The sequence below is a fragment of the Teichococcus aestuarii genome (genome assembly GCF_042651065.1).
Lineage (GTDB): Bacteria > Pseudomonadota > Alphaproteobacteria > Acetobacterales > Acetobacteraceae > Pseudoroseomonas > Pseudoroseomonas aestuarii.
Genome location: NZ_JBHSCH010000042.1, coordinates 1 through 26,612 on the forward strand (window position 1 = coordinate 1; position 26,612 = coordinate 26,612).

The window sequence follows — 26,612 nt, forward strand, 5'->3', positions numbered from 1 at the left end:
TGCGGCGCGATGGCAGTGATTACGCCATGCACATGCGCGTGCAGGCGGGCGGCATCCACCGCCGGCGCGAGCGCCAGGCCGCGCCGCTGCAGGAAGCCCTGCGCGCCAGCGGCGTTGGCCAGCAGCGCCAGGCCGATCCACAGCGCCAGCGCCGCCGCCTTCAGCCGCACGATCTGGTCCACCACCGCATCCGGCGCCTCGGCGCCCATGCGGTCCAGCCCGATCTGCACGGCATTGCGCAGCGCGGCCTCCAGGCCACCCTCCGCGCCGGCCAGGAAGGCGGCCAGCACGGTCAGCAGCGCCGGCCACAGGCCGAGCAGCACCAGCGGCAGCGTCAGGTCGATGCGCGGCCCGGGCTGCAGGCCGCTGCCCAGCAGCAGCATCGCCGGCACGCCGTAGACGCCGAGCCAGAGCAGCACCGGCAGCAGGCCCGGCGTCACCAGCAGGAGGCTGAAGGCGCCGACCGCCACCGCGATGCCCATGGCGGCCCGGCCGAAGCCGAGGCCCGCCAGGAACAGCGGCAGCGGCGAGAGCCAGAACAGCCCCATGCCCACCGGCAGGCCGTGGAACGCCCACAGCGCCGCGAAGGCCGAGACGAGCCCGCCCGCCGCCCCCGCCAGCAGGCGGGGGTCGTTGGTCAGGCCGGTCCGGGAGGTGCCCCGAGGGTCGCTCATGGCCGCGGCGCCGATCCGTCGCTCAGTCCGTCATCCCGTCCGCTGCGCTCAGTCGTTGATGACGTAGGGCAGCAGGGCCAGGAAGCGGGCGCGCTTGATGGCGTTGGCCAGCTCGCGCTGCTTCTTCCCCGACACGGCGGTGATCCGGGAGGGGACGATCTTGCCGCGCTCGCTCAGGAAGCGGGAGAGCAGGCGCACGTCCTTGTAGTCGATCTTCGGCGCGTTGGGCCCCGAGAACGGGCAGGACTTGCGGCGACGGTAGAACGGCCGGCGCGCGCCCACGGCGGGGCGGCGGGCGGCGATGTTCACGTCGGTGTTGGTCTCGGACATGATCGATTACTCCTCGCCGCCAGCGTTGTCGGAATCGTCGCGCGAGCGGGCGCGATACTCCTCGCGGTCGTCGTTCCGCTCGCGGCGGCCCGACGAGAAGCGGCCGGCGGCCGGGCGGGGGCCGCGGAAGCCACGGTCGCGCTCACGATCGTCGCCACGCTTGGCCAGGATGGCGGACGGCGCCTCGGCGTCGATCGCCTCGACGCGGATCGTCATGTGGCGCAGCACGTCCTCGTTGAGGCCGAGCTGACGCGCCGCCTCCTGCTCGGCGGCCGCCGGGCAGTCCAGGCCGAGGAGCATGTAGTGCCCCTTGCGGTTCTTCTTGATGCGGTAGGCCAGGCCCCGAAGGCCCCAGTATTCCCGCTTCTTCACCTCGCCACCGGCTTCGGTGATGGTCGTGGCGACCTGGTCGGCGATGGCCTCGACCTGCGCCTGCGTCAGGTCGTTACGTGCGATGAGCACGGTCTCATACAGCGGCATGGGATCTCCCTGTGGCTGTCTCAGCCCGGGGCCGCACCGACCCATGCCGGAGGGCGCAAACGGGCATAGCCGGGCGCGATGCCTCGCGCGCCCGGCAGGGGAGGCGGCGTAGACCACATTCCGGCGCCCGAGTCCAGGGCCAAGCGCCCGCCGCGGCGTTGCGGCGTTGACAGCCCCGTGCCGCCCCGTTACCCCGCGCGGCTTCACGGACCATTCATGGACCGGGCCCTGGGGGCGTGGCGAGCCGGATGCCCGGCGCCTCGCCGCCCATGACGCCAAGAATGCATGAGGACGCCAGCACCGCCATGTCGATCGCCTTCGTCTTCCCCGGCCAGGGCAGCCAGGCCATCGGCATGGGCCGAGAGCTGGCCGAGGCCTTCCCCGCCGCCCGCGAGGTGTTCGAGGCGGTGGACGAGACGCTGAAGCAGAGCCTCAGCCGGCTGATGTTCGAGGGGCCGGCGGAGGAGCTGACGCTGACCGCCAACGCCCAGCCCGCGCTGATGGCCGTGAGCATGGCCGTGCTGCGGGTGCTGGAGCAGGAGGGCGGCTTCGTCCTCAAGGAGCGGGTGGCGCTGGTCGCCGGCCACTCGCTTGGCGAGTACAGCGCGCTGGCCGCCGCGCAGACCTTCGACGTGCCCACCGCCGCCCGCCTGCTGCGCCTGCGCGGCGAGGCGATGCAGAAGGCGGTGCCGGCCGGCATGGGCGCCATGGCCGCGCTGCTCGGCGCCGAGATGGCCCAGGCGCAGGAGATCTGCGCCCGCGCCGCCGAGACGCCGGAGGGCGCCACCGAGGTGGTCGAGGCCGCCAACGACAATGGCGGCGGCCAGGTGGTGATCTCCGGCCACCGCGGCGCGGTGGAGCGCGCGGTGGCGCTGGCCAAGGAGGCCGGCATCAAGCGCGCCATGCTGCTGCCCGTCTCCGCCCCCTTCCACTGCGCGCTGATGGCTCCCGCCGCCGACGCCATGGCCGAGGCCCTGGCGCTGGCCGAGCTGCGCCCGCCACTGGTGCCGGTGGTGGCCAACGTCACCGCCGCCAAGGCGACCGACCCGGTCGAGATCCGCGAGCTGCTGGTGCGGCAGGTGACCGGCACGGTGCGCTGGCGCGAATGCGTGGCCACCATGGCCGGCCTCGGCTGCGACCGCTTCGTCGAGATCGGTGCCGGCAAGGTGCTGACCGGGCTGATGAAGCGGCTGGCGCCCGAGGCGCAGGCGATGTCGGTGGGCGGGCCCGCCGAGATCGAAGCCTTCCTCAAGACCCTCTGACGGCCCGCGTCCCGGGAAGGAGCTGAGAGCGATGTTCGGCCTGCAAGGAAAAGTGGCGCTGGTGACCGGCGCCACCGGTGGAATCGGCGCCGAGATCGCCCGGGCGCTGCACCGCCAGGGGGCGAAGGTCGCCCTCTCCGGCACGCGCGAGGCGGTGCTGGCGGAGCTGGCGGCCGAACTGGGCGAGGGCGCGCTGGTGGCGCCCGCCGACCTCTCCGACCCCGCCGCGCCGCAGGCGCTGGTGGAGCGGGTGGAGTCGGAGCTCGGCCGGCTCGACATCCTGGTGAACAATGCCGGCTTCACCCGCGACGGGCTGGCCATGCGCATGTCCGACAAGGATTGGGCGGATGTGCTGGAGGTCGATCTCTCGGCCCCCTTCCGCCTGGCGCGGGCCGCCATGCGCGGCATGATGAAGCGCCGCGCGGGGCGCATCATCTCCATCGCCTCGATCGTCGGCACCACCGGCAACCCGGGGCAGGCGAATTATGCGGCGGCCAAGGCCGGACTCGTGGGCATGAGCAAGTCGCTCGCCCAGGAACTGGCCAGCCGCGGCATCACCGTGAACGTCGTGGCGCCCGGCTTCATCCGGACGCCGATGACGGACGCCCTGAACGAACAGCAGAAAACGCGCCTGATGGAGCGGATTCCGCTGGGCCGGATGGGCGAGGCCGCTGACATCGCCGCCGCCGTTGCCTATCTGGCATCGGACGAGGCGGGCTGGGTCACCGGCGCCACCCTGCATGTGAACGGCGGGATGGCGATGAGCTGAAACGGCGGGCCGGGAAATCTGTTCCCCGGCCTGCTTCCATGTTAATGCCGCGCGGGCCGAGGGCGGGGATTGTCCCCACCCGGAGCGCCGGCAGCGTCTGCAAGCAGGAGAGACTCGGGCGATGAGCGATACCGCCGAGAAGGTGAAGAAGATCGTTGTCGAGCACCTCGGCGTCGAAGAGGCCAAGGTTACCGCCGAGGCGTCGTTCATCGACGACCTGGGCGCTGACAGCCTCGACACGGTCGAGCTGGTGATGGCGTTCGAGGAGGCTTTCGGGGTCGAGATCCCGGACGACGCCGCCGAGAAGATCACGACCGTGAAGGACGCGATCGACTACATCGAGGCGCAGAAGGCCGCCTGAAGGCCTTCCATCCGCGCCACCCAGGGAACGCCCAAGGGGATGCCTCCGGGCATGCCCCGATGGACGCTGCCGTGGACGCCAGGGGGAGATAACGCGTGTTTGGTTCTCTGACGACGCCGCGTCGCGTCGTCGTCACCGGGATGGGCATTGCTTGCCCTCTCGGCGTCGGCGTCGCGAATGTGTGGCAGCGGATGCTGGCGGGCGAGAGCGGCATCGGCCCGATCCGCCTGTTCGACGCGAAAGACCTGCCGGCGCGGATCGCCGGCGAGGTGCCGACCGGCTCCAAGACCGAGGGGAAGCTCGACTTCAACGAGTGGATCCCGGTCAAGGACCAGAAGAAGATGGACCGCTTCATCCAGTTCGCCCTCGTGGCGGCGGTGGAGGCGGTGGAGGATTCCGGCTGGGTGCCGGAGTCGGAGGATGACCGGAACGCCACCGGCGTGATGATCGGCTCCGGCATCGGCGGCCTGCCGACGATCGCCGAGAACGCGCAGATGGTGGCGCAGGGCAAGTCGCGGCGGCTGTCGCCCTTCTTCATCCCCTCGGCGCTGATCAACCTGGCTTCCGGCCACGTCTCGATCCGCTACGGCTTCAAGGGCCCCAACCACGCGGTGGTCACCGCCTGCGCCACCGGCGTGCACGCGCTGGGCGACGCGGCGCGCCTCATCGCCCTCGGCGATGCCGACGTGATGGTGGCCGGCGGCACCGAGGCGGCGATCTGCGACATCGGCATGGCCGGCTTCTGCGCCGCCCGCGCCCTGTCCACCGGCTTCAACGACACCCCCACCGAAGCCTCCCGCCCCTGGGACGAGGGCCGCGACGGCTTCGTCATGGGCGAGGGCGCCGGCGTGGTGGTGCTCGAGGAATACGAGCACGCGAAGAAGCGTGGCGCCAAGATCTACGCCGAGGTCATCGGCTACGGCATGTCGGGCGACGCCTACCACATCACCGCTCCGGCGGAGGGCCATGACGGCGCCTACCGGGCGATGCGGGCGACGCTGAAGAACGCCGGCATCACCCCGGACCAGATCCAGTACGTCAACGCGCACGGCACCTCGACGCCGATGGGCGACGACCTGGAGCTGGAGGCGGTGGAGAAGCTGTTCGGCGAGGCCTGCAAGGGCCTGGCCATGTCGTCCACCAAGTCGGCCATCGGGCACCTGCTCGGCGCGGCCGGCGCGGTGGAGGGCATCTTCTCGATCCTCGCCATCCGCGACGGCGTGGCGCCGCCCACGCTGAACCTGCACAAGCCCTCGCGGGAGAGCGTGATCGACCGGGTGGCGCTGCAGCCGCAGCAGCGCAACATCGAGATCGCGCTGTCGAACAGCTTCGGCTTCGGCGGCACCAACGCCTCGATCCTGTTCCGCAAGGCGCCCTGACCCAGCGCCGCCGCGCCATCCCGGCGCGGCGGCGCGGCTTCTGGGGGAAGATCCGCTCCTCCCCCAGCCTTTGCCCCTTCGCCGGGCCTCCGCTCCGGCCAATCCGACAAAGGCTCCTCCTCCATGCGAATCTTCCTGGCTGTGCTGCTGGTGCTCCTGGCCCTGGCGGGCGGCGGCGCCTGGTGGGCGCGCGAGGCCTGGGTCTCGCCCGGGCCGCTGCCGGCGCCCACCGCCATCGTGGTGCCGCGCGGCGGCGGCACCGAGGCGATCGGCGCGCTGCTGGCCGAGCGGGGGGCCATAAGTGACCCCCGCCTGTTCGCCGCCGGCGTGTGGCTGACGCGCGACGAGGGACCGCTGCGGGCGGGGGAATACCTCTTCCCGGCGCAGGGCTCGCTGCGCGAGGTGGTCTCGGTGCTGCGCAACGCCCGCCCCGTGCAGCGCCGCCTGACCCTGCCGGAAGGGCTGACCGCCCGGCAGATGGCCACGCTGCTGGAGCAGGCCGAGGGGCTGACCGGGGAGATGCCGGTGATCGACGAGGGCGAGCTGCTGCCCGAGACCTATGCCTATAGCTGGGGCGACACGCGCGCCGCCGTGGCGCGCCGCGCCGGCGCCGCCATGCGCGAGGCGCTGGAGCGGCTGTGGAAGGACCGCGCCGAGGGGCTGCCGCTGGCCTCGCCGCGCGAGGCGCTGGTGCTGGCCTCCATCGTCGAGCGCGAGACGGGGATGCCGGAGGAGCGCGGCCAGGTGGCCGGCGTGTTCATCAACCGGCTGAAGCGCAACATGCCGCTGCAATCCGACCCCACCGTGGCCTATGCCGCGGCCGATGGCGGCGTGCTCGACCGGCCCCTCAGCCGTGCCGACCTGGAGCGGGACCATCCCTTCAACACCTACCGCATCCGCGGCCTGCCGCCGGGGCCGATCGCCAGTCCGGGGCTCGAATCGCTGCGCGCCGTGCTGAACCCGCAGGAGACGGATGCCCTCTACTTCGTGGCCGATGGCAATGGCGGCCACGCCTTTGCCCGCACGCTGGAGGAGCACAACCGCAACGTCGCCCGTTGGCGGGCGATCGAGCGGCAGCGCGGCGCCCGGCCGTGACGCGTGGCCGCTGAGCCGCACGCGGCCGTGCCGCCGCTGGGCCGTGCCCGGCCATGCTGCCGTTGAGCCGTGCCCGGCTTTGGGCGGAGCTGCTGCTGATCTCGGCGCTCTGGGGCTCCTCCTTCCCGCTGATGCGGCATGTGGCGGGGGTGATGCCGCCGCTGGCGCTGGCCACGGCGCGCGGCGCCTTCGCGGCGCTGGCGGTGGGGCTGTTCCTGTGGTGGCGAGGCGCGCTGCGCTGGCCGGGGCGGCGCAGCCTGCGGCACATCCTGGTCATCGGCACGGTGAATGGCTGGCTGCCCAACGTGCTGACCGCGCTCGCGCTGCGCGACATCGAGAGCGCGCCGGCGGCGCTGATCCAGTCCGCCACGCCGCTGCTGGTGGGGGTGATGGCCTTCTTCCTGCTGCGGGAGGAGCGGCCGGGGCCGCGCATGGCGCTGGGGCTCGGCCTCGGCTTCCTCGGCATCGCCGTCATCCTGGGGCCGCGGGCGCTGGATGGCGGCGCCACCATCGGCGCCGCGCTGCTGATGCTGGGCACCGCCGCCTCCTACGCCGCCGGCACCGTCTACATGCGCTGGGCCAGGCCGGAGGAGGCGGGGCAGCTTGTGATGGGCCAGCAGGTGATGGCGGTGCTGATCGCCGGCACGCTGGGCCTGGCCTTCGGCGCGCCGGGCGGGTTCGCGCAGCCGGCCTCCATCTGGCTCTCGCTGGTGGTGCTGGGGGTGTTCGCCTCCGCCGTGCCGCTCTCGCTCTACGTGCTGCTGCTGCGCCGGGCGCGCGCCACCGAGGCGGCGATGGTGGGCTATCTGGAGCCGCCCTTCGCCGCGCTGGTGGCCGCCTTCCTGCTCTCCGAGATCCCCGAGCCGCGCGTGGCGCTGGGGGGCGCGGTGGTGCTGCTGGGCGTCTGGCTGGCCACGCGGCGCTGAGCCGCCGGCCTTATCCTCCCGTGACCGGCTTGGCCGGCACGCGGCTGGCCAGCAGGGCCTGCACCCGCAGCGGCAGCGCGCCGGCCAGCCGCGCCAGGGCATAGGTCGGCCAGGGATAGGCGATGCGGGTGCGCCCGGCGGCGATCCCCGCCAGGGTGCGCCGCGCCGCCGCCTCCGGCTCCAGCATGAAGGGCATGGGGAAGCGGTTCACCGCCGTCATCGGCGTGCGGATGTAGCCGGGGCAGACGGCGTGCAGGCGGATGCCGCGGGCGCGCTCCGTGGCGTCGGTCGCCTCCGCCCAGCGCTGCACCGCCGACTTGCTGGCGCAGTAGGCCGCCGCCCCCGGCGCCGCGAAGAAGGCAGCCACCGAGGCGATGACCGCCACCCGGCCGCGCACCCCGTCCGCGCCCGGCGGCTGCGCGGCCATGCGCGCCATGGCGGGCAGGGCGGTGTTCAGCACGCCGGTCACGTTGGTCTCGAAGATGGCGCGGATCTGCTCCGCTGGCTCGCTGCCGCCGCCCGTGCCGCCGGAGATTCCGGCATTGGCGATCAGCAGGTCGATCTCCGGCATGGCGCCGACCCAGGCGGCGCAGGCGGCGGCGTCGCGCACGTCCAGCACCGTCTCGCGCACCGTGGCGCCGGCGGCGCGGCAGGCGGCGGCGGTCTCCGCCAGCCGCCCGGCGTCGCGCGCGGCCAGGTGCAGCGTGGCGCCGGGGGCGGCGCAGGCCAGGGCCAGCGCCCGACCCAGCCCGGAGGAGGCGCCGGTCAGCGCGATCTGTCGCCAGGGCGTGTTCGCCATGCCTTGCATCCTGAAGCGGAGGGGAAGAGAAGGCCGGGCATGGCTCTCTCGTCGATGACCGGCTTCGCCCGGCACGCGGGCACCCTGCCGGATGGCACGGGTTTCGTGTGGGAACTGCGCAGCGTCAATGGGCGCGGGCTGGATGTCCGGCTCCGCCTGCCGTCCGGGCTGGACCCGCTGGAGGCGAAGCTGCGCGACGCCGCCGCGTCGCGCTTCCGGCGCGGCAACATCTCCGCCACCCTGACGCTGAAGCGCGAGGAGCGGGCGCCGCGCCTGACGCCCGACCCGGCGGCGCTGGCCCAGGCGATCCGGCTGGCGCTGGAGGTGGCGGCGCAGATCCCCGGCTGCCCGGCCCCGCGCGCCGAGGCGGTGCTGGCGCTGCCCGGCGTGCTGCGTGCCGAGACGGCCGAGCCGGTCGAGGCCGAGCTGGAAGCCCGCCACGCCGCCCTGGCGGAAGGCTTCGCCATCGCCCTGGAGGGGCTGGCGGAGGCGCGCCGGGCCGAGGGCGGGCGGCTGGGTGAGATCCTGGCGGCGCTGCTCGACGAGATTGCCGCGCTGCGCGACGCCGCCATCGCCGAGGCGGCCACCCAGCCCGCCGCGCACCGGGCCCGCCTCGCCGCCGCGCTGGCCGCGCTGCTGGAGGGCGAGAGCCGCGTGCCGGAGGAGCGGCTGGCCGCCGAGGTGGCGCTGCTGGCGCAGAAATCCGACGTGCGGGAGGAGCTGGACCGGCTTGGCGCGCATCTGGGCGCCGCCCGGGCGCTGCTGGCCTCGGCCGAATCGGTGGGGCGCAAGCTGGAGTTCCTGACGCAGGAATTCGGCCGCGAATCGAACACGCTGGGGGCGAAGTCGGCCAGCCTGGCCCTGACCCGGCTTTCCCTGGACCTCAAGGCCGCCATCGAGCGGCTGCGCGAGCAGGCGGCGAACGTCGAATGAACCGTATCTCCCGGCGCGGGCTCTGCCTCGTGCTCTCCGCCCCCTCGGGGGCCGGCAAGTCCTCCGTCAGCCGTGCGCTGCTGGAGCGCGAGACGGCGCTGCGCCTCTCCGTAAGCGCCACCACCCGCGCGCCGCGCCCGGGCGAGCAGGAGGGGGTGCACTACTTCTTCCGCAGCCAGGCCGAGTTCGAGGCGATGGAGGCGGCCGGCCAGATGCTGGAGAGCGCCCATGTCTTCGGCCGCCGCTACGGCACGCCGCGCGCCCCGGTGGAGGAGGCGCTGGCGGCGGGCCGGGACGTGATGTTCGACATCGACTGGCAGGGGCACCTGCTGCTGCGCCGGGCGCTGCCGGGGGATGTGGTGAGCGTGTTCCTGCTGCCGCCGAGCCTGGAGGAGCTGGAACGGCGCTTGCATGGCCGGGGCCAGGATTCCGCCGAAGAGATTGCCCGACGCATGCAGGCCGCCCGCGACGAGATCAGCCACTGGGCCGATTTCGACCATGTCCTGGTGAACACCGACTTCCACGAGACCGTGGCGGAGGTGCGCGCCATCATCCATGCCGCGCGCAGCGCGCGGGCACGGCAGCCCTGGCTGCCCGGCTTCATCGACGGCCTGCTGCGCCCGTGACCCGGCGGCGGCCCGGCCCGCGCCGGGCGCCGCGCGCGGAGGCATTTCCATGTCCATGCTGCTGAATGTCGTGATGCCGATCTTCGTGATGATCGGCATCGGCTATCTCTCCGCGCGCCGCCGCTGGATCTCGGAAGAGGGGCTGCGGGGGATGACGGATTTCGTCTTCCGCCTCGCCATGCCCTGCCTGCTGCTGAACGGCGCCACCATGCCGCACCCCAATGGCGGCGCGACGGCGCTGGCCTTCTTCAGCGGCTGCCTCGCCGCCTATGCGCTGGCGCTGCTGCTGGGCCGGCTGGCGCTGGGGATGAAGCTGGACGAGGGCGGCACCTTCGCGCTCAACGCCGCCTTCGGCAACACGGCCATGATCGGCGTGCCGCTGGTCATCGCCGCCTATGGCCAGGCGGGGCTGGCGCAGCTCCTGGCCATCCTCGGCCTGCATTCGCTGATCCTGCTGCCGCTTGGCACGGTGGTGGGGGAGATCGCGCACAATGCCCGCGCGCCGGTCCTGGCCATCGCCCGCTCCACCTTCCTCTCGGTGCTGCGGAACCCGGTGGTGCTGGCGGTGCTGGCCGGGCTGGTGATCTACCAGTCGGGGCTGGAGGTGCCGCCCGTGGCGCGGCGCTTCCTGGAGATGACGGGCATGGCCGGGCCGCCGGTGGCGCTGTTCTGCCTCGGTGCCAGCCTGGTGGCCTTCGATGCGCGGCGGGACTGGCCCTCGGCGCTGCTCTGCACCGCGCTGAAGCTGCTGCTGATGCCGGCGCTGGTCTGGCTGATGGGGCGGCTGCTGGGCCTGCCGCCGCTGTCGCTTTCCGTGGCGGTGCTGGCGGCCGGCATGCCGACGGGGGCCAACGCCTTCTTCCTGGCCCGCCGCTACGCCGCGGGGGCGGAGCGCTCGGGTGCCACGGTGCTGCTCTCCACCATCCTCTCGGTGGCGACACTGGCGGTGCTGCTGGCCGTGCTGTGAGGCGGCCTTCCGGCCGCCCCGGCAGCGCCTGTCAGTGCAGGGTGAACTGCCCGGCGGCGTAGCGGAACTCGGCCGGGCGGGCGAGGGCGCTGGAGGCCACCCGCACCGAGTGCAGCGGCCCCTGGATCTCGCGCTGCCAGAAGTCGAGGAAGCGGTGCAGCTCCGGGAAGCGGGGCGCGTGGTCCACCTTCTGCCAGACGAAGCTCTGCAGCAGGCCCGGATGGTCGGGCAGGTGGTAGAGGATCTCGGCCGTGGTCAGCCGCCAGTCCGGAATGCGGACGAAGGCTTCGATATCCCGCAGCAGCATGGGCACTCCTCTCCGTTCTGGTGCGGCCCGGCCTGCCGGGCCAGTCTGATTCCCCTCCTCGGGTGCCGGAGCATGACATGCGGGTGACAGGGGGCTGCAAGAAAAATCCTGCGCAAACAGTGTCTTAGCACTCATCGCCAAAGAGTGCTGCTTGCTGCTTGACGTGGCTTGGACTCTTCCCTAGATCGTCAGCACTCGCCGGGGGTGAGTGCTAACAGGCTTGCCCGCCGGCCGAGGCAACCGTCGCTGAATGCGCCACACAGGGCGTCAGGAGAGGGCCATATGAAGTTTCGTCCGCTGCATGACCGCGTCGTCGTCCGCCGGCTGACCGCCGAGGAGAAGACCGCGGGTGGTATCATCATCCCCGACACCGCCAAGGAGAAGCCGATGGAAGGCGAGATCGTCGCCGTCGGTTCCGGTGCGCGCAACGAGCAGGGCGTCGTCGTCGCCCTGGACGTCAAGGTCGGCGACCGCGTCCTGTTCGGCAAGTGGTCCGGCACCGAGGTCAAGATCAGCGGCGAAGAGCTGCTGATCATGAAGGAATCCGACCTGATGGGCGTGATCGCGGCCTGATTTCGGCCTGCGGACCCCATCTTCTTCCCAACAGATCTGACGAGGTAGAGAACCATGGCTGCTAAGGACGTCAAGTTCGGCGCTCCCGCCCGCGAGCGCATGCTGCGCGGTGTGGACATTCTGGCCGACGCCGTGAAGGTGACGCTGGGCCCGAAGGGCCGCAACGTCGTCATCGACAAGTCCTTCGGCGCGCCCCGCATCACCAAGGACGGTGTGACGGTCGCCAAGGAAATCGAGCTGGCCGACAAGTTCGAGAACATGGGCGCGCAGATGGTGCGCGAAGTGGCCTCGAAGCAGAACGACCTGGCCGGCGACGGCACCACCACCGCGACCGTGCTGGCCCAGGCCATCATCCGCGAGGGCGCCAAGGCCGTGGCCGCCGGCCTGAACCCGATGGACCTGAAGCGCGGCGTTGACAAGGCGGTTGCCGTCATCGTCGAGGACCTGAAGTCCAAGACCCGCAAGATCACCACCTCCGCCGAGGTCGCTCAGGTCGGCTCGCTCTCCGCCAATGGCGAGACCGAGATCGGCGAGATGATCGCCCACGCGATGGAGAAGGTCGGCAACGAGGGCGTCATCACGGTCGAGGAAGCCAAGGGCATCCAGACCGAGCTGGACGTCGTCGAGGGCATGCAGTTCGACCGCGGCTACGTCTCCCCGTACTTCATCACGAATGCGGAGAAGATGATCGCCGAGCTCGAGAATCCCTACATCCTGATCCACGAGAAGAAGCTGTCCCAGCTGCAGCCGATGCTGCCGCTGCTGGAGACGGTGGTTCAGTCGGGCCGCCCGCTGATCATCGTGGCCGAGGATGTTGAGGGCGAGGCCCTGGCCACCCTGGTCGTCAACAAGCTGCGCGGTGGCCTGAAGATCGCCGCCGTGAAGGCCCCGGGCTTCGGTGACCGCCGCAAGGCGATGCTCGAGGACATCGCGATCCTGACCGGTGGCCAGGTGATCAGCGAGGACCTCGGCATCAAGCTCGAGACCGTGACGCTCGCCATGCTCGGCCAGGCCAAGACGGTCCGGATCGAGAAGGAGAACACCACGATCGTCGACGGTGCCGGCCAGAAGTCCGACATCGAGGGCCGCGTGGAGCAGATCAAGGCGCAGATCGAGGAGACCACCTCGGACTACGACCGCGAGAAGCTGCAGGAGCGCCTGGCCAAGCTGGCCGGTGGCGTCGCCGTGATCCGCGTCGGTGGCAGCACCGAGGTTGAGGTCAAGGAGCGCAAGGACCGCGTCGACGACGCCCTGCACGCGACCCGTGCGGCCGTCGAGGAAGGCATCGTCCCCGGTGGTGGCGTGGCCCTGCTGCGCGCCTCGCTGAAGCTGGCCGACCTCAAGGGCCTGAACAACGACGAGCAGGTCGGCATCGAGATCGTGCGCCGCGCGATCCAGGCGCCGCTGAAGCAGATCGCCGAGAACGCCGGCAAGGACGGCGCCGTGATCGCCGGTGAGGTCCTGCGCGACAGCACCTACGAGTACGGCTACGACGCCCAGCTCGACGAGTACAAGGACCTGGTCGCGGCCGGCATCATCGACCCGACCAAGGTGGTCCGCACCGCCCTGCAGGACGCGGCCTCCATCGCCTCCCTGCTGATCACGACCGAGGCGATGATCGCCGAGCGTCCTGAGAAGAAGGCTCCGGCCGGTGGCCCGGGCGGCATGGGCGGCATGGGCGGCGACATGGACTTCTGATCCTCCCGGATCAGGTCCCGCCGGAAGGCAAGGGGGCGGCCCGCAGGGGCCGCCCCTTTTTTCGTTGCGTATCCGGCTGCCCGTTTTCCGGTTTGCGTTGACAGTTCAGAAACGATCTGCCCCACTATCCGCGCCAGACGCTTCCGCTCGCCTTGCCGTGCCTCCGGAGACCCGGTCGCTCTTCAAGCCGTCCCGGGACGCCGGCTGGGTTATCGGCTCGGGCGCTCCTGCCCGGCCAATGCGAACAAGGAGTGGCGTCGCATGGCGACTGGCACCGTGAAGTGGTTCAACGCGACCAAGGGCTTCGGCTTCATCGTTCCCTCCGATGGCGGGAAGGACGTGTTCGTGCACATCACCGCCGTGCAGAAGGCCGGCCTGCAGGGGCTGAACGAGAACCAGAAGGTGAGCTACGAGGTTGTCATGGAGCGCGGCAAGGCCGCCGCCACCAACCTGAAGCCGCTCTGATCCTTTTCGTCGGGCTGCCCTGCCCAGGCGGAACTGGCGGCCGTTGCGGGGCGATCCCGTCCCGGCCCTGACCGGCAGTTCGAAGAAGAAAGATGGGGGTCCGGGGGAATTCCTTCCCCCGGCCTTTTTTTCTTAGTTCTCTTCCCACCCGATCGCCCGCCGCAGGAAGGCGGCGCCGAGGGCGGAGAAGCTGGCGACCTCGCCATTGTCCTTGCCGTAGCCATGGCCGCCCGCCTCCGGCTCGTAGAACCCGGCATCGTACCCGAGTGCCTGGAGCTTGGCGGCCATCTTGCGGGCGTGGCCGGGATGAACCCGGTCGTCCCGCCGCGTGGTGGCGAGCAGGATGGGCGGGTAGGGCCGTCCCGGCTCGGCGGCGTGATAGGCGGAGAAGGCGCGGATGAAGTCCCACTCCTCGGGCTTTTCCGGGTCGCCGTATTCGGCGATCCAGCTCGCGCCGGCCAGCAGCTTCGTATAGCGCCGCATGTCGATGAGCGGGATGGTGCAGAACAGGGCGCCGAACCGCTCCGGGTAGCGCGTCAGCATGTTGGCGATGAGCAGCCCGCCATTCGAGCCGCCCTCCGCCGCGATACGCCCCGGCACCGTCACGCCGCGCGCCACGAGGTCGGCGGCGATGGCGGCGAAGTCGTCATGGCTGCGGGCCTTGGCGGCGCCGCGCCCGGCCTCGTGCCAGGCGGTGCCGAACTCGCCGCCGCCGCGGATCTGGCCGATGACGGCGGTGCCGCCCTTCTCCAGCCAGAGCCGCCCCACCGTGGCCGAGTAGTAGGGCAGGCGGGAGACGCGGAAGCCGCCATAGGCGGAGAGGTGCACCGGCGCCCGGCCGCGCTCCGGGTCGCTCTCCTCCCGGGGGCCGATCTGCACATAGGGGATGCGCTCGCCATCCACCGAGACGGCCTGGTGCCGGGTGACGGTCAGCCCGGCGGCGTCGAAGCTGGGGGTGGAGGCCTTCAGCAGGGCGGGCGCGGCGGGAGCGGTGCTGGTCAGCAGCAATTGCGGCGGCGTCACCGGGTCCTGCGCCAGGGCGAGCAGGGTGCCGTCGGATTCCTCCGGCTCGCTGTCCAGCGGCCAGAGATCGACCACGCCGATGCGCGGCAGGCCGGGAATTTCGGCGGCCGCCCAACTCCCCGGGGTGAGCAGGGTGTAGACCGGCGCCAGATCGTCCAGCACCGAGAGCACCAGCCGGCCCTGGCACCAGAAGAAACCCTGCAGCGACCGGCGCGGCGCCGGCTCGAACAGCACGACCGGGAGAAATTCGCCGCGCAGCACGGCGGCGAAGTCGAAGGCCAGCAGCGTGTCCGGCGCGTACGCCGTGCCGGCGACGGTCCAGGGTGTGCGCGGCTTCGCCGCCAGCCAGCCGGCCTGCCAGGTAAAGCTGGCATCGCTGGGCAGCGGGATGCGCGCCGTGGGGCCGGTGCGGTCGCCCAGATGCACGATGGTGTCGTAGAAGCCGGTCTTCTCCAGGAAGACGATCCGCTCGGCGCCGCCCTCGCGGTCCACGGCGCCCCACAGCCCCATGCTCTCGGGCGCCGTCTCGAACAGCACGGGCGCCTCCAGCGGCGCCGTGCCGCGCCGCCACAGCCGCACCCGGCGCGGATAGCCGGAGGCGGTGGCATTGCCCTCGCCCAGCGCGGTGGAGAGCAGCAGCGTGTCGCGGTCCAGCCAGGCGGCGCTGCTCTTGGCCTCGGGCAGCGCGAAGCCGCCCGGCACGGCGGCGCGGGCGGCGAGGTCGAACTCCCGCAGCACCACCGCGTCGCCGCCGCCGCGCGAGAGGCGCAGCAGGGCGCGGTCATGCGTGCCGGGAAGGGTAGTGGCGCCCTGCCAGACCCAGTCCTCGCCCTCCGAGGCCGCCAGGGCGTCGAGGTCGAGCAGCACCTCCCACTCCGGCGCCTCGGTGCGGAAGGAGGCCTCGGTGGTGCGGCGCCAGAGGCCGCGCGGATGCGCCGCATCCTGCCAGTAATTGTAGAGCCAGCCGGCGCGGCGGGTGACGTGCGGCAGCTTGCCGGGGCGGTCCAGCGCCGCCTTCAGCCCGTCGCGGTCGGCGGCGTAGCGGGAATCGGCCAGGCGGGAGAGGGTGCGCGCGTTCTGCGCGGCCACCCAGGCCAGGGCGCGCTCGCCCTCGATCTCTTCCAGCCAGAGATGGGGGTCGTCATCGGGCGCGGCGAGGGTGGGGCGGATGTCCATGGCGGCGGCTCCCCTTCGAGACGGAAAGGCCGGGGAGAAGGAATTCTCCCCGGGCCCCTCATCTTTTTTCTGTCCGTTCAGACCGGATCGCCAGAGGGCGCTCGCGCCCGGGGGCGTGCATCCGCTCCGCGGACAGCAACTCAGACGATCTGGTAGCGGGCCTTGGCGGCGCGCTCGATGGCGCCGGCGATCAGCCGGTCGATATCCATGCCGATGCGGAAATCCTGCAGGAAGCGCAGCTCCTCCTGCGTCGCGTCGCCATCCGCCGCGGCCACCTCGCAGGCCAGGAGGTAGGCGGTCTCGCGCAGGCGGGGCGGCAGGGCGTCGCGGATCAGGCTGCAGGCGCGGTCCAGCCCGTCATTCTGGCCGAGCAGCATTAGGCAGGACTCGGTCACCGTCTCGATCTCCTGCGCCAGGAAGCCGTCGAACACCGGCAGCTCCTGCACCAGCCGGGACATCATCTTCAGCTCCGCGTCGGACATCTGCCGGTCGGCGGCGGACATCAGCACCATGGCGCAGACCAGGGCCTCTTGGGCGTTGAAGCGGATCTTGGTGTGCGGCATCGGTCGGTTCCTTGCTTGCGCCATGCGTATCGTGCGGCGGCGCGCGGTTCAACGTTCGGCCAGGAAGGCGGTTGTCTGCCGCACCGTCTCGGCCAGGCCCAGGCGCTGGGGGGTGACGCCTTCCGGCAGGCCGGCCAGCAGGCGGGAGGGGGTGCGGGGGTCGAGCAGCACGAACACGCCGCGGTCGTCGGCACGGCGGATCAGCCGGCCGAAGGCCTGGCGCAGCCGGTGCCGGGCGATGGCGTCGTCATAGGCGGAAGGGCGCCCGCCGGAGAGGTGGATGCGCCGCTCCCGGTGCAGGATGGAGGGGCGCGGCCAGGGCACGCGGTCGAACACCAGCAGGCGCAGGGCGCGGCCGGGCACGTCCACCCCGTCGCGCAGCGCATCGGTGCCGAGCAGGCAGGAATCCTCCTCGGCGCGGAAGATGTCCACCAGCGTGGCGCTGTCCATGGCATCGACATGCTGGGCGTAGAGCGGCAGCCCGGCCTCGGCGAGCGCGGGGGCGATGCGCGCATGCACCTCCCGCAGCCGGCGGATGGCGGTGAACAGGCCGAGCGCGCCGCCCCCCGCCGCCAGGAAGAGCTGCTGCATGGCGGCGGCGATCTGGCCGGGGCTTTCCCGCGTGATGTCCTCCACCACGAAGGCGCGGGTGTTGGCGGCGTAGTCGAAGGGGGAGGGCAGGGCGGCGCGGATGGCGGGGCTGGGGAGGTGCTGCACGCCGGTGCGCGCCTCGGCTTCGCGCCAGGCGGCCTCGGGGTCCTGGCGTGCGGCGTCGCGCAGCGTGGCGGAGGCGATCAGCACGCCATGCGCGGGGGCCGCCACCTGGGTGGCGAAGGGCACGGTGGGGTCCAGCCAGTGGCGGTGCAGGCCTGAGTCGATGTCGCGCCCCTCGCGCCGGGTGAGCGCCAGCCAGTCGACATAGGTGGGGCGCTGGCCGGGCTCGGTGGGGTCCTCCCGCAGGCGGCGCAGCATGGCCAGCCAGGCGGTGAGCGGCATCAGCGCGCGGCGGTCGATGCTGCGGCTGGCGGTCTCCAGCCGGATGCGGGCGCCCGTCTCCAGCTCAAGGTCCGGGTCCTCCAGCAGGTCGGTGATGAGCTTGCCCAGGTGCTTCAGCGGGTCGCGCAGCGATTCCAGCGCCGTCTCCAGCGCGGCGGCGGCCTCGGGCAGGTCGTCATGCAGGGGGTGGAGGTCGCATTCCGCGTCATAGAGCGGGTCGCCCTCGGCGGTGCGGGCCAGGACCTGGGCGCGGACGGCGCGGAGGAAATCCTCGGCCGGGGTGCCGTCGCGGAAGGCGGCGCGGCGGGGGAGGCCAGGCGCGGGGAGGGAAGGGCCGCGCGGGTCCTCCGGCATCTCGTCCTCGTCCTCGGCCCGCTCCGCATCGGCCTCGGGCAGCGCCGCCCAGCGGTCCCACCAGCCGGAGGCGGGCAGGGCGCGGGCGGAATGCTCCGTGAGGTCCAGCGGCGGCACCAGGGCGGGGTGCTCGGCCAGCAGTTCTTCCAGCCGGCGGCGCAGGCCACGGGCGCGGCCCCGGCCGCCCTCGTTGCCCAGCAGCCAGCGGCGCAGCTCCGCCATCTCGGCCCCCGACAGCTCGGCCGAGAAGGCGCCGTCGGCGGCGTCGAACAGGTGGTGGCCCTCGTCGAACACGTAGCGCAGCGCCGGGCCGTCATCGCCGCCGCCGAGCGCCGCCTGCACCATCACCAGCGCGTGGTTGGCCACGACAAGGTTGGCGGTGGCGGCGCGGCGGATGGAGTGCTCCACATAGCAGCGCTTCCAGTGCGGGCAGGCGGAATGGATGCACTCGCCGCGCCGGTCCGCCAGCAGGGAGATGGCGCCGGCGGGGAACAGCTCGGCCAGCCAGCCGGGGAAGTCGCCGCCCAGCAGGTCGCCGTCGCGCGTCGCCAGCGCCCAGCGCGCCACCAGCCCCAGCGCCACCAGCCGCGCGGGCATGGCGCCGCTCACCGCCTCGTCGTAGTTCAGCAGGCAGAGGTAGTTCTCCCGCCCCTTGCGGATGACGACCTTCTGCCGCCGCTCCTCCGGGTCCGGGTAGAGGCGGGCCAGCTCCTGGTCGAGCTGGCGCTGCAGGTTGCGGGTGTAGGTGGCGATCCAGACGGGGGCGCCGTTGCGCTCCGCCCACAGGCTGGCCGGCGCCACATAGCCCAGCGTCTTGCCGGTGCCGGTGCCGGCCTCGGCCAGCACCAGGCGCGGCTCGCCCGGCAGGTCGCGGGGCGTGAAGGCGAGGCTGGCGGCGGAGGCGAAATCGGCCTGGGAGGGGCGCTGCTCGGCGCCCTCGCCGAGGATCTCGGCCAGCTTGGCGCGGGCCTCGGCGGGCGAGACGGGGTGGCTGCCGGGGGGCGGCGGTGGCGCCGCCTCCTCCCAGTCCGGCAGCACGCGCCAGACCTTCAGCGCATCGCGCGAGGGGCGGATGCCGGGCTGGCCCAGCGCCGCCAGCACCGAGGGGGTCCAGGGCCAGTCGGCCGCCTCGGCGAGGCGCGCGGCGAGCGCCCCGGCATCGCGGTTCAACGGCGCGTTGCGGGCGCGCGCCAGGCGGCGCAGCAGCTCGGTGGCGATCTCGGGCAGCAGGGCGGCGGCGGATTCCGCGTCGGCGGGCGGCGGCATGTCGAGGGCCAGCGCCAGGCCGCGCGGCGTGGGCGGCGCGGGCTGCGCCGGCAGGCAGAAGGCGAACAGCTCCAGCAGGTCCCAGGCGCCGGGCAGGCCGGGCAGGTTCAGCCGGCGCGCCGTGGCGGGGGCGTGGACGCAGATGGGCGGCCCCAGCTCCCGCAGCGCCGCCGCCACCTGGGCCGCGCGCAGCAGCGAAAGCTCGCCATCCGGCGTCAGCAGGGCGGCGCGGCCCGGCGCGGGGGCGACCAGGGCGGGGGCGTCGGGCAGCAGCAGGCGCGGGGGCAGGGCGCCGCCCCTGCCCGTGGGCGCCGGGGAAAGGTCCGGGGGGAGAGACACGCGCGGAACCTAGGGGCAAAAGGCGAACGAGGCCAGGATGCAGCGCGGTTTTTCCCAAAGGTGATGGCCGCGCAAGGATGCGGGGGCTGCCTTGCCCAAGCGGCGCGTTGACCAGGCGCTGCCGCGCTGGCATGGGGCGCTGCATGACCGCCGATTCATCGCTCCGCACCGTCAAGGCCTGGCCCTTCGAGGAAGCCGCCAAGGTCGCCGATCGCATTGCCGCGGCCGGCAAAGCGACGGCGCTGTTCGAGACCGGCTACGGCCCCTCGGGCCTGCCGCATATCGGCACCTTCGGCGAGGTGGCGCGCACCACCTGGGTGCGCCAGGCCTTCGAGCGCATGACCGGCCTCAAGGGCCGCCTGCTCGCCTTCTCGGACGACATGGACGGGCTGCGCAAGGTGCCGGACAACGTGCCGAACGGGGACCTGCTGCGGCAGCATCTCGGCAAGTCGCTCACCGCCATCCCGGACCCCTTCGGCACGCATGAGAGCTTCGGGCACCACAACAACGCCCGGCTGCGCGCCTTCCTCGACGCCTTCGGCTTCGAGTACGAGTTCGCCTCGGCCACCGACTACTATCGCTCCGGCCGCTTCGACGCCGCGCTGCTGCGGATGCTGGCGGTGCATGAGGAGGTGCGGCAGGTGATCCTGCCCACCCTCGGCCCGGACCGCCGCGCCACCTACTCGCCCTTCCTGCCCGTCCATCCCCGCACCGGCGTGGTGATGCAGGTGCCGGTGGAGGAAACCCGCCCGCAGGACGGCACCATCGTCTGGCGCGACCCGGAGAGCGGCGAGCGCTTCGAGACCCCCGTCACCGGCGGCCACGTCAAGGCGCAGTGGAAGGCGGACTGGGCGATGCGCTGGTATGCGCTGGGCGTCGACTACGAGATGTCCGGCAAGGACCTGATCGACAGCGTGAAGCTCTCCTCCGCCATCTGCCGGGTGCTGGGGGCGGAGCCGCCGGTCAGCATGACCTATGAGCTGTTCCTCGACGCCCAGGGGCAGAAGATCAGCAAGTCCAAGGGCAACGGCCTCACCATCGAGGAATGGCTGCGCTACGCCCCGCCCGAGAGCCTAGCCTACTTCATGTACGGGCAGCCTGGCCGGGCCAAGCGCCTGCATTTCGACGTCATTCCGCGCGCGACGGACGAGTACCTGCAGCAGCGCGAGCGCCTGCGCGCCAGCCCCGACCCGGCCAACCCCGACTGGCACATCCACGGCGGCGAGGTGCCGAACAGCCCGGAGCCGCCGCTGACCTTCGGCATGCTGCTGAACCTCGCCACCGTGGCGGCGGCGGACACGCCGGAGCGGCTGTGGAAGTTCGTCCGCAACTACGCCCCCGGTGCCACGCCCGAGACGCAGCCGCTGCTCGGGCAGCTCGTCGAATACGCCGTGGCCTATGCGCGGGACTTCGTGCTGCCCGGCCTCATGCCCCGCGCGCCGACGGCCGAGGAGCGCCCCTGCTTCCAGGCCCTGGTCGACCTGCTGCGCGCGCACCAGGCCGAGATCGAGGCGCTGCCCCCCGGCCTGCCGCAGGCCGAGCGCATCCAGGTGGATGTCTATGACGCCGGGCGGCGCGAGCCCTTCATCCAGGTGATGAAGGACGGCTCCCCTGGCGTGGCGCGCGGCTGGTTCAACGCACTCTACCAGGTGCTGGTCGGCGCCGATCAGGGGCCGCGCTTCGGCAGCCTCGCCGCCGCCTATGGCGTGCCGGAGACGATCCGGCTGGTGGAGGAGGCGCTGGCGCGGCCATCCGATGCCGCAGGGGCGGCACCGGAAGCGGAGGCGGCGTCGGCGTGACCCGCAAGGGCCGCGTGCTCGGCCTGCTGCGGCGGCACGGGCCGACGGTGTTCGGCCTGCTGCTGCTGGTGGGTGCCCTCTATGTGGTGCAGCGCGAGGTGCGGGACCTCTCGATGGCGGAGATCCGCGCCGCCATCGCCGCCGTGCCCACCCACACATTGTGGGTGGCCGGCGGCTGGACCGTGCTGGCCTATGCGGTGCTCACCATCTACGACCGACTCGGCTCGGTCTATGCCGGCAAGCCGGTCAGCTATTCCCGCACCTCGCTCGCCTCCTTCTGCGCCTACACGCTGGCGCACAATCTGGGCTTCGCCGCCGTCTCCGGCGCCGCGGTGCGCTACCGCTTCTACGCCGCCTGGGGGCTGACGCCGGGCGAGATCGCCAAGGTCATCGCCTTCACCAGCCTCACCTTCGGGCTGGGCGGCATGGCGCTGGGCGGCATGGTGCTGATCTGGGAGCCCGAGGTGGTGCCCTGGATCGCCGAGAACCTGCCGCACTGGGCCATGCAGGCGGTGGGCGTCGCGCTGCTCGGGGTGGTGGGGAGCTACATCCTGCTCTCGCGCTTCCTGCCGCACTTCACCGTCTTCGGCCACCGCATCGACTTGCCGGGCTTCCGCATGGCCTGCGCGCAGACCCTGCTGGCCGGTGTCGATGTGGCCGTGACGGCGATGATCTTCTATTCGCTGCTGCCGCCGGCCGAGGGGCTGAGCTTCGCCCGCTTCCTCGGCATCTACCTCGCCGCCTACACGGCGGGGCTGGCGGCCAACGTGCCGGGCGGGCTCGGCGTGTTCGACACGGCGGTGCTGGTGGGGCTGCAGCCCTATGTGCCGGCGCCGCAGGTGATCGGCGCGCTGCTGCTGTTCCGCTTCTTCTACTACATCATCCCGCTCTTCCTGGCCGGCGCCCTGTTCGCCGCCTTCGAGATCAACCAGCGCCGGCACCTGCTGGGGCGCATCGGCATCGAGAGCCGGGCGACGGACGCGCTGGAGGGGCCGGCCCTGGCCGGGCTCTCCGGGCTGGCCGGGGTGGCGCTGCTGTTCATCGGGGCGCTGCCGGCACGGGGCTCCCGCCTCGCGGTCTGGGCGGGGGAGTGGGCGGCGCTGGCCAGCCACTTCGCCGCCTCGGTAATCGGCTCGCTGCTGCTGGTGGTGGCCTATGGCATGCTGCGGCGGCTGCGCATCGCCTGGGTCTCGGGCATCGTGCTGCTGATGGCGGGCACGGTGGTGGCGCTGCTGCGCGGCGAGCCCTGGTTCATCTCGGGCGGCTTCCTGGCGCTGGCCGGGCTGCTGGCCTGCATCCGCACCGCCTTCTACCGCGATGCCCGGCTGACCGGCGAGCCGCTGGCCGGCAGCACGTTGGTGCCGCTGGCCGCCAGCGCGGTGGCGGCGCTGACCCTGGCGCGAATCGGCTGGCAGGGGCCGGTGGCGGACGAGCCCTGGTGGGCCGTGCCCTTCTCGGAGGAGACGCCGCACACGCTGCGCTTCGCGGTGGGGCTGTGCGGGGTGCTGCTGCTGGTGGCAGTGGTGCGGCTGCTGCGCCCGGCGCGCATCCGCGCCGTGCCCTACGACCTCGGCGCCCGCGCGCGGCTGGCCATGCTGGGCGCGCGGGTGCCGGCGCAGGCCGACGGCGTCATCTTCGCCGAGGGCGGCCGTGGCGCCGGCTTCGCCTTCCGCCGCCAGGGCGATGTGTGGGTGGGGCTGGGCGATCCGGCCGGCGACGAGTCGGCCTGCATCGCCGCGCTGTGGCGCTTCCGCGACCTGTGCGAGCGCAACGGCGTGGCGCACGCCTTCTGGCAGGTCGGCCCGGCCATGCTGCGCGCCTACGAGGATACCGGCCTGGCCGCCGTGCCCCTGGAGGATGGCCGCTACCTGGTCTGTCCGCCCGAGCGCGACCCGCAGGGCCTGCTGGAGCAGCTCGCCCGCTGACCGGCGGCGTGGCGGAGGAGGCCCTCCGCCGCCCTTACTGGCTGGCCCACAGGATGCGGTGCATCCACAGGACCTCCGAGAGATCGAAGCTGTAGTGCGGATGGGCCGGGTTGAGGCTGGCCAGCTCGATCCGCCGGGCGGATTGCCGCACCAGCTCCTTGGCCATCACCTCGCCCTTCACCGTGCGCACCACCACCCGGTCCCCCCGCCGCACCGGCGAGTTGGGGGAGACGATGATGATGTCCCCGTCCCGGAACACCGGCTCCATGCTGTCGCCGGAGATTTCCAGCGCATAGGCGTTGGGGTCGGCCAGCTCGGGCGAGCTGATCTCGTCCCAGCCGGCGCCGACGGGGTAGCCGCCATCGCCGAAATAGCCGTCGCTGCCCGCCTGGGCCATGCCGATCAGCGGGATTCGCCGGCCGGCCATGCTGCGCGCGCCGGCGCTGTGGAGCGCCGGCGCGCCGGTCACGAGGGAGGCGAAGCTGTCCATCTCCGTGCCGGTGGCGGAGAGGATCTTGGCGATGCTCTCGGTGGAGGGCCAGCGGGCGCGCCCGTCCGCGCCGACGCGCTTCGACGGGTTGAAGGCGGTAGGGTCAAGCCCGGCCTTGCGAGCAAGGCCGGAGGGGGACAGGCCGTGCTCGGCTGCCAGGGCATCGACCGCCCGCCAGATATCGTCATGACGCATGGGCCAATTATCCTAGGCGTGCAATCCCGAATCAATAGGAACATGATCACATTTAGGTGTTGACGCCTAGGATGGCCGCTCGCAATGATGAACGGGTCATCAACCTAATGGCGAGGCAACGCCCCCATGACGGCCGCTCTCCGCTCCAATGCCACCCCGGTTCTGGCTTCCCTGGCGAAGGCCGAGCCATTCCGCAGCGCCGACGAAGCCTGGTTCTGGACGATGGCCGCGCTGACGGCGCGCCGCGACGGGGCGCGGGTGGTGGCCGGCGCCGGCCGCGCCATGCGCCCCTGCGAGCCGGACGACGTGGTGAAGTGCCTGGACCGTCTCTACCGCCAGCGCCGCATCGACCTCGTCCATGCCCGCATCATGCGCCTCTGGGGCGAGCGTGGCGTGGCCCCGGACCCGCGGCACCTCGCCGAGAAGAATGACTGGCGGATCTGGTCGGAAGCCATGCAGCGCCTGGAATGGCCGTTGCGGATCAAGGGCATCGTCGCCGGAGCCAGCCTCGGCGAACCGGGCGAGGTGGTGGCCCTGCCGCGCCGGGGTGCGGCATGAGCGGCGCCGGGAAGGGCGCGCCGCGGCGGCTCTCGCCACGGCATGCGCTGGCCGGGGAGGAGCAGCAGGTCTGGATCGGCTTCGGCGGGCAGGCGGATCAGGGTTGGTTGCGGCTGCTCCGGCCCGGCTTCCGCCATTGCTTTGCCGTCCTCCGCGACAAGGCGGGGTGGACGCTGGTGGAACCGCTCTCGGGCCGGCTGCTGGTGACGCGGGCCGAACTGGCAGCCGATTTCGACCTGCCGGGCTTCTATCGCCGCGCAGGCCTTTCGGTTGTGGGGCCATTCCGCCCGGGGCCGCCCGTGTCCCGCAATTGCCGGCCCGAGATAAGGTTTTATTCCTGTGTGCAGGTGTGCCTTGCCTTGCTGGGCCAGGGGGCGCCGCGGGCGTTTACGCCCCATGGGTTGTATCGGGCGCTGGTAAATGAATCCTTGAGTAGGAAAATAATCATTGACACTGCCTTGCGGGCTGGCTAAAGATTTCCTCGTCAACGGGCGAGTTGCGCCCTGAGGCATCCTCCTGATCCCCGCAGACTTCGCGAGCCCGTCCGGACCCCCTCCGGACGGGCTCGCGGCTTTTTGGGGGGTCCTTCCGCCGCATCCCGAAGGAGCCAGCACGCGCATGGGTGGCCTGTTCCGCGCCCCGAAGCCGGTGGTCGTGACCCCGACCACGCCGGCCGAGCCCCCGCCCGCCGGCCCGACCCCCGAGGCCGCCGCCCAGGCCGCCCGGGTGGAGAACCAGACGCGGTCCCGCCGCGGGCTGGCGGGCACCATCACCACCTCCGCCCGCGGCGTGCTCGATGCCGCCCCCGCCGCCGGCCTCGCCGGTGCCCGCAAGACCCTGCTCGGGGAATGAACGCATGAGCCTGACCCCGGAAACCCTGCTGGCCCGCCAGCAGGCGGCGCAGGACCGGCGCCGCCCCTGGGAGAGCATCTGGCAGGAATGCTACGATCACGTCCTGGCCCGCACCCCCGGCAGCGGCGGCCCGACGCTGTATGACGCGACGGCGCCCGACGCCGCCGAGCAGCTCGCCGCCAGCCTGCTGGCCGAGCTGACGCCGCCCTGGTCGCGCTGGTTCGGCCTCGCCCCCAGCCGCGCCCTGGCCGAGGGGCCGGACGCCGCCGCCGCCGCCGAGGCGCTGGAGCGGGCCACCGAGACGCTGCAGGGCCATCTCGACCGCTCCAACTTCGCGCTGGAGATGCACCAGGCCTTCCTCGACCTGGTGGTGGCCGGCACCGGCGTGCTGCTGGTGGAGGAGGCGCCGCCCGGCGCCGCCTCCGCGCTGCGCTTCACCGCCGTGCCGCTGCGCGAGGCGGTGCTGGAGGAAGGCCTGGGCGGCCGGCTGGATACCGTCTATCGCAGCGTCATGCTGGACGCGGCGGCGATCGAGGCGCGCTACCCCGGCGCGCCGCTGCCGCCCGCCCTCCTGGCCGCGCGCGGGCCGGAGGAGGCGCCGCGCCGCCACCGCGTGGTGGAGGCCGTCTGGCCCGAGCGCCAGGGCAGCGCCTATCTCGCGGTGCTGGAATGGGAGGGGCAGGCGGTGCCGCTGGCCTCGGGCCGCTTCCTGGACAGCCCCTTCATCGCCTTCCGCTGGATGAAGCTGCCGGGCGAGACCTATGGCCGCGGCCCGGTGATGAAGGCGCTGCCCGACATCCGCACCGCCAACAAGGTGGTGGAGCTGGTGCTGAAGAACGCCTCCATCGCCGCCACCGGCATCTGGCAGGCGGAGGATGACGGGGTGCTGAACCCCGCCACGGTGAAGCTGGTGCCGGGCGCCATTATCCCGAAGGCGCCGGGTTCCTCCGGCCTGACGCCGCTGGCGGCGCCGGGCAATTTTGATGTCTCGCAGCTCGTGCTGGACGACCTCCGGGCGCGCATCCGCGGCGCCCTGCTGGCCGACCGGCTGACCCTGCCGCGCCAGGCGCCGATGACGGCGACCGAGGTGCTCGAGCGCAGCGCCGAGAGCGCCCGCCTGCTCGGCGCCACCTATGGCCGGATGCAGGCCGAGCTGCTGACGCCGCTGATCGGCCGCTGCCTCTCCATCCTGCGCCGCCGCGGCGAAGTGCCGCCGGTGATGCTGGACGGGCGCGAGGCGCGGCTGACCTACCAGTCGCCGCTGGCCCGCGTGCAGGGCCGCGCCGACGCCGCCAACACGCTGCTGTTCCTGCAGGCCGTGGCGGCGCTGGGCCCCACGGCCGCGGCGCAGCTCGACCTGGCGGCGGCGACCCGCCACCTGGCCCGCACTCTTGCCGCGCCGGCCGGTCTCCTGAACCCCGTCGAGGAGTGA

27 protein-coding genes are annotated in these 26,612 nt (G+C 72.6%); 18 read left to right on the plus strand and 9 right to left on the minus strand.

Annotation, left to right across the window (positions count from 1 at the left end; translation table 11 throughout):
• The 3 genes from ACFOY6_RS15475 to rpsF form a co-directional block, all read right to left on the minus strand.
• A partial coding sequence (locus ACFOY6_RS15475; RefSeq protein ID WP_456316938.1) for a hypothetical protein occupies positions 1-674 on the minus strand: 674 nt, incomplete at its 3' end.
• 48 nt (positions 675-722) lie between these two features.
• Positions 723-1,004, minus strand: a complete 282-nt coding sequence (rpsR, locus tag ACFOY6_RS15480) for a 30S ribosomal protein S18 (RefSeq protein WP_109516818.1) — start codon at positions 1,002-1,004, stop codon at positions 723-725.
• A gap of 6 nt (positions 1,005-1,010) precedes the next feature.
• A complete protein-coding gene (gene rpsF / locus ACFOY6_RS15485; RefSeq protein WP_109516819.1) occupies positions 1,011-1,484 on the minus strand; it encodes a 30S ribosomal protein S6 in 474 nt (157 codons plus the stop codon).
• 305 nt (positions 1,485-1,789) lie between these two features.
• On the opposite strand from rpsF, the gene fabD reads away from it, so the two are divergent.
• The 6 genes from fabD to ACFOY6_RS15515 all read left to right on the plus strand — a co-directional run bounded on the left by fabD (position 1,790) and on the right by ACFOY6_RS15515 (position 7,276).
• Positions 1,790-2,746 (plus strand): ACP S-malonyltransferase, encoded by a 957-nt coding sequence (gene fabD / locus ACFOY6_RS15490; RefSeq protein ID WP_109516997.1) that lies wholly within the window; start codon positions 1,790-1,792, stop codon positions 2,744-2,746.
• A gap of 31 nt (positions 2,747-2,777) precedes the next feature.
• Complete coding sequence (fabG, locus tag ACFOY6_RS15495; RefSeq protein ID WP_109516820.1) at positions 2,778-3,515, plus strand: 3-oxoacyl-[acyl-carrier-protein] reductase; 738 nt, start codon at positions 2,778-2,780, stop codon at positions 3,513-3,515.
• 121 nt (positions 3,516-3,636) lie between these two features.
• Positions 3,637-3,876 (plus strand): acyl carrier protein, encoded by a 240-nt coding sequence (locus tag ACFOY6_RS15500; protein ID WP_007434665.1) that lies wholly within the window; start codon positions 3,637-3,639, stop codon positions 3,874-3,876.
• Positions 3,877-3,971: 95 nt separating this feature from the next.
• Positions 3,972-5,255 (plus strand): beta-ketoacyl-ACP synthase II, encoded by a 1,284-nt coding sequence (gene fabF / locus ACFOY6_RS15505; protein WP_109516821.1) that lies wholly within the window; start codon positions 3,972-3,974, stop codon positions 5,253-5,255.
• A gap of 123 nt (positions 5,256-5,378) precedes the next feature.
• Positions 5,379-6,350 (plus strand): endolytic transglycosylase MltG, encoded by a 972-nt coding sequence (gene mltG, locus ACFOY6_RS15510; RefSeq protein ID WP_379651607.1) that lies wholly within the window; start codon positions 5,379-5,381, stop codon positions 6,348-6,350.
• Between the two features lie 53 nt (positions 6,351-6,403).
• The gene (locus ACFOY6_RS15515; RefSeq protein WP_379651608.1) at positions 6,404-7,276 is read left to right on the plus strand and encodes a DMT family transporter; all 873 of its coding nucleotides are present in this window, start codon (positions 6,404-6,406) and stop codon (positions 7,274-7,276) included.
• A gap of 10 nt (positions 7,277-7,286) precedes the next feature.
• On the opposite strand, the gene ACFOY6_RS15520 is transcribed toward ACFOY6_RS15515, so the two are convergent.
• The gene (locus tag ACFOY6_RS15520; protein ID WP_456316939.1) at positions 7,287-8,075 is read right to left on the minus strand and encodes an SDR family NAD(P)-dependent oxidoreductase; all 789 of its coding nucleotides are present in this window, start codon (positions 8,073-8,075) and stop codon (positions 7,287-7,289) included.
• A 39-nt stretch (positions 8,076-8,114) separates the two neighbouring features.
• Between ACFOY6_RS15520 and ACFOY6_RS15525 the strand changes: the two genes are divergently transcribed.
• The 3 genes from ACFOY6_RS15525 to ACFOY6_RS15535 are packed head-to-tail and all read left to right on the plus strand — an operon-like array spanning position 8,115 to position 10,601.
• Complete coding sequence (locus ACFOY6_RS15525; protein WP_379651610.1) at positions 8,115-9,008, plus strand: YicC/YloC family endoribonuclease; 894 nt, start codon at positions 8,115-8,117, stop codon at positions 9,006-9,008.
• Positions 9,005-9,634 (plus strand): guanylate kinase, encoded by a 630-nt coding sequence (gmk, locus tag ACFOY6_RS15530; protein ID WP_109516826.1) that lies wholly within the window; start codon positions 9,005-9,007, stop codon positions 9,632-9,634. Before ACFOY6_RS15525 ends, gmk begins: the two co-directional genes overlap by 4 nt.
• Positions 9,635-9,683: 49 nt before the next feature.
• Positions 9,684-10,601 (plus strand): AEC family transporter, encoded by a 918-nt coding sequence (locus ACFOY6_RS15535; RefSeq protein ID WP_109516827.1) that lies wholly within the window; start codon positions 9,684-9,686, stop codon positions 10,599-10,601.
• A gap of 31 nt (positions 10,602-10,632) precedes the next feature.
• Here the strand turns inward: ACFOY6_RS15535 and ACFOY6_RS15540 are convergent, their stop codons facing one another.
• Positions 10,633-10,908 (minus strand): usg protein, encoded by a 276-nt coding sequence (locus ACFOY6_RS15540; RefSeq protein WP_109516828.1) that lies wholly within the window; start codon positions 10,906-10,908, stop codon positions 10,633-10,635.
• Positions 10,909-11,190: 282 nt separating this feature from the next.
• On the opposite strand from ACFOY6_RS15540, the gene groES reads away from it, so the two are divergent.
• The 3 genes from groES (at position 11,191) to ACFOY6_RS15555 (ending at position 13,644) form a co-directional block, all read left to right on the plus strand.
• Positions 11,191-11,481 (plus strand): co-chaperone GroES, encoded by a 291-nt coding sequence (gene groES / locus ACFOY6_RS15545; RefSeq protein ID WP_040612562.1) that lies wholly within the window; start codon positions 11,191-11,193, stop codon positions 11,479-11,481.
• Positions 11,482-11,535: 54 nt separating this feature from the next.
• Positions 11,536-13,179, plus strand: coding sequence for a chaperonin GroEL (gene groL, locus ACFOY6_RS15550; protein WP_109516829.1), 1,644 nt, complete (start codon positions 11,536-11,538; stop codon positions 13,177-13,179).
• Positions 13,180-13,440: 261 nt separating this feature from the next.
• Entirely contained in the window at positions 13,441-13,644 is a 204-nt protein-coding gene (locus tag ACFOY6_RS15555) for a cold-shock protein (RefSeq protein WP_109516830.1), read from the plus strand.
• 132 nt (positions 13,645-13,776) lie between these two features.
• Here the strand turns inward: ACFOY6_RS15555 and ACFOY6_RS15560 are convergent, their stop codons facing one another.
• From ACFOY6_RS15560 to ACFOY6_RS15570, 3 genes are all read right to left on the minus strand, one after another.
• Positions 13,777-15,843 (minus strand): prolyl oligopeptidase family serine peptidase, encoded by a 2,067-nt coding sequence (locus tag ACFOY6_RS15560; protein ID WP_379651611.1) that lies wholly within the window; start codon positions 15,841-15,843, stop codon positions 13,777-13,779.
• Between the two features lie 140 nt (positions 15,844-15,983).
• A complete protein-coding gene (locus tag ACFOY6_RS15565; RefSeq protein ID WP_099094626.1) occupies positions 15,984-16,406 on the minus strand; it encodes a tellurite resistance TerB family protein in 423 nt (140 codons plus the stop codon).
• A 48-nt stretch (positions 16,407-16,454) separates the two neighbouring features.
• Positions 16,455-19,310 (minus strand): ATP-dependent DNA helicase, encoded by a 2,856-nt coding sequence (locus ACFOY6_RS15570; RefSeq protein ID WP_379651620.1) that lies wholly within the window; start codon positions 19,308-19,310, stop codon positions 16,455-16,457.
• A gap of 194 nt (positions 19,311-19,504) precedes the next feature.
• Here ACFOY6_RS15570 and ACFOY6_RS15575 point away from each other — a divergent pair, with 194 nt between their 5' ends.
• Together ACFOY6_RS15575 and ACFOY6_RS15580 are read left to right on the plus strand one after the other, a co-directional pair.
• Positions 19,505-21,160, plus strand: coding sequence for a lysine--tRNA ligase (locus ACFOY6_RS15575; protein ID WP_379651612.1), 1,656 nt, complete (start codon positions 19,505-19,507; stop codon positions 21,158-21,160).
• On the plus strand, positions 21,157-23,085 hold the full coding sequence (locus tag ACFOY6_RS15580; RefSeq protein WP_379651613.1) for a phosphatidylglycerol lysyltransferase domain-containing protein: 1,929 nt from the start codon (positions 21,157-21,159) through the stop codon (positions 23,083-23,085). The genes ACFOY6_RS15575 and ACFOY6_RS15580 overlap by 4 nt, the downstream gene beginning before the upstream one ends.
• A 34-nt stretch (positions 23,086-23,119) precedes the next feature.
• Here ACFOY6_RS15580 and ACFOY6_RS15585 read toward each other — a convergent pair whose 3' ends face one another.
• Complete coding sequence (locus ACFOY6_RS15585; RefSeq protein WP_109516832.1) at positions 23,120-23,770, minus strand: S24 family peptidase; 651 nt, start codon at positions 23,768-23,770, stop codon at positions 23,120-23,122.
• Between the two features lie 126 nt (positions 23,771-23,896).
• Here ACFOY6_RS15585 and ACFOY6_RS15590 point away from each other — a divergent pair, with 126 nt between their 5' ends.
• The 4 genes from ACFOY6_RS15590 to ACFOY6_RS15605 all read left to right on the plus strand — a co-directional run bounded on the left by ACFOY6_RS15590 (position 23,897) and on the right by ACFOY6_RS15605 (position 26,612).
• Positions 23,897-24,328 carry a hypothetical protein gene (locus ACFOY6_RS15590; protein WP_109516833.1) on the plus strand — a complete coding sequence of 144 codons (432 nt, stop codon included), beginning with the start codon at positions 23,897-23,899 and terminating at the stop codon, positions 24,326-24,328.
• Positions 24,325-24,801: a hypothetical protein gene (locus ACFOY6_RS15595; RefSeq protein WP_379632751.1), complete on the plus strand. Its 477-nt coding sequence runs from the start codon at positions 24,325-24,327 to the stop codon at positions 24,799-24,801. The genes ACFOY6_RS15590 and ACFOY6_RS15595 overlap by 4 nt, the downstream gene beginning before the upstream one ends.
• A gap of 145 nt (positions 24,802-24,946) precedes the next feature.
• The gene (locus ACFOY6_RS15600) at positions 24,947-25,180 is read left to right on the plus strand and encodes a hypothetical protein (RefSeq protein ID WP_109517001.1); all 234 of its coding nucleotides are present in this window, start codon (positions 24,947-24,949) and stop codon (positions 25,178-25,180) included.
• A 4-nt stretch (positions 25,181-25,184) separates the two neighbouring features.
• Positions 25,185-26,612, plus strand: a complete 1,428-nt coding sequence (locus ACFOY6_RS15605; protein WP_379651614.1) for a portal protein — start codon at positions 25,185-25,187, stop codon at positions 26,610-26,612.

Coding starts and splice junctions, on each gene's coding strand:
- rpsR (WP_109516818.1), bottom strand. CDS start 1,004: ATGTCCGAGACCAACACCGACGTGAACATCGCCGCCCGCCGCCCCGCC.
- rpsF (WP_109516819.1), bottom strand. CDS start 1,484: ATGCCGCTGTATGAGACCGTGCTCATCGCACGTAACGACCTGACGCAG.
- fabD (WP_109516997.1), top strand. CDS start 1,790: ATGTCGATCGCCTTCGTCTTCCCCGGCCAGGGCAGCCAGGCCATCGGC.
- fabG (WP_109516820.1), top strand. CDS start 2,778: ATGTTCGGCCTGCAAGGAAAAGTGGCGCTGGTGACCGGCGCCACCGGT.
- ACFOY6_RS15500 (WP_007434665.1), top strand. CDS start 3,637: ATGAGCGATACCGCCGAGAAGGTGAAGAAGATCGTTGTCGAGCACCTC.
- mltG (WP_379651607.1), top strand. CDS start 5,379: ATGCGAATCTTCCTGGCTGTGCTGCTGGTGCTCCTGGCCCTGGCGGGC.
- ACFOY6_RS15515 (WP_379651608.1), top strand. CDS start 6,404: ATGCTGCCGTTGAGCCGTGCCCGGCTTTGGGCGGAGCTGCTGCTGATC.
- ACFOY6_RS15520 (WP_456316939.1), bottom strand. CDS start 8,075: ATGGCGAACACGCCCTGGCGACAGATCGCGCTGACCGGCGCCTCCTCC.
- ACFOY6_RS15525 (WP_379651610.1), top strand. CDS start 8,115: ATGGCTCTCTCGTCGATGACCGGCTTCGCCCGGCACGCGGGCACCCTG.
- gmk (WP_109516826.1), top strand. CDS start 9,005: ATGAACCGTATCTCCCGGCGCGGGCTCTGCCTCGTGCTCTCCGCCCCC.
- ACFOY6_RS15535 (WP_109516827.1), top strand. CDS start 9,684: ATGTCCATGCTGCTGAATGTCGTGATGCCGATCTTCGTGATGATCGGC.
- ACFOY6_RS15540 (WP_109516828.1), bottom strand. CDS start 10,908: ATGCTGCTGCGGGATATCGAAGCCTTCGTCCGCATTCCGGACTGGCGG.
- groES (WP_040612562.1), top strand. CDS start 11,191: ATGAAGTTTCGTCCGCTGCATGACCGCGTCGTCGTCCGCCGGCTGACC.
- groL (WP_109516829.1), top strand. CDS start 11,536: ATGGCTGCTAAGGACGTCAAGTTCGGCGCTCCCGCCCGCGAGCGCATG.
- ACFOY6_RS15555 (WP_109516830.1), top strand. CDS start 13,441: ATGGCGACTGGCACCGTGAAGTGGTTCAACGCGACCAAGGGCTTCGGC.
- ACFOY6_RS15560 (WP_379651611.1), bottom strand. CDS start 15,843: ATGGACATCCGCCCCACCCTCGCCGCGCCCGATGACGACCCCCATCTC.
- ACFOY6_RS15565 (WP_099094626.1), bottom strand. CDS start 16,406: ATGCCGCACACCAAGATCCGCTTCAACGCCCAAGAGGCCCTGGTCTGC.
- ACFOY6_RS15575 (WP_379651612.1), top strand. CDS start 19,505: ATGACCGCCGATTCATCGCTCCGCACCGTCAAGGCCTGGCCCTTCGAG.
- ACFOY6_RS15585 (WP_109516832.1), bottom strand. CDS start 23,770: ATGCGTCATGACGATATCTGGCGGGCGGTCGATGCCCTGGCAGCCGAG.
- ACFOY6_RS15590 (WP_109516833.1), top strand. CDS start 23,897: ATGACGGCCGCTCTCCGCTCCAATGCCACCCCGGTTCTGGCTTCCCTG.
- ACFOY6_RS15595 (WP_379632751.1), top strand. CDS start 24,325: ATGAGCGGCGCCGGGAAGGGCGCGCCGCGGCGGCTCTCGCCACGGCAT.
- ACFOY6_RS15600 (WP_109517001.1), top strand. CDS start 24,947: ATGGGTGGCCTGTTCCGCGCCCCGAAGCCGGTGGTCGTGACCCCGACC.
- ACFOY6_RS15605 (WP_379651614.1), top strand. CDS start 25,185: ATGAGCCTGACCCCGGAAACCCTGCTGGCCCGCCAGCAGGCGGCGCAG.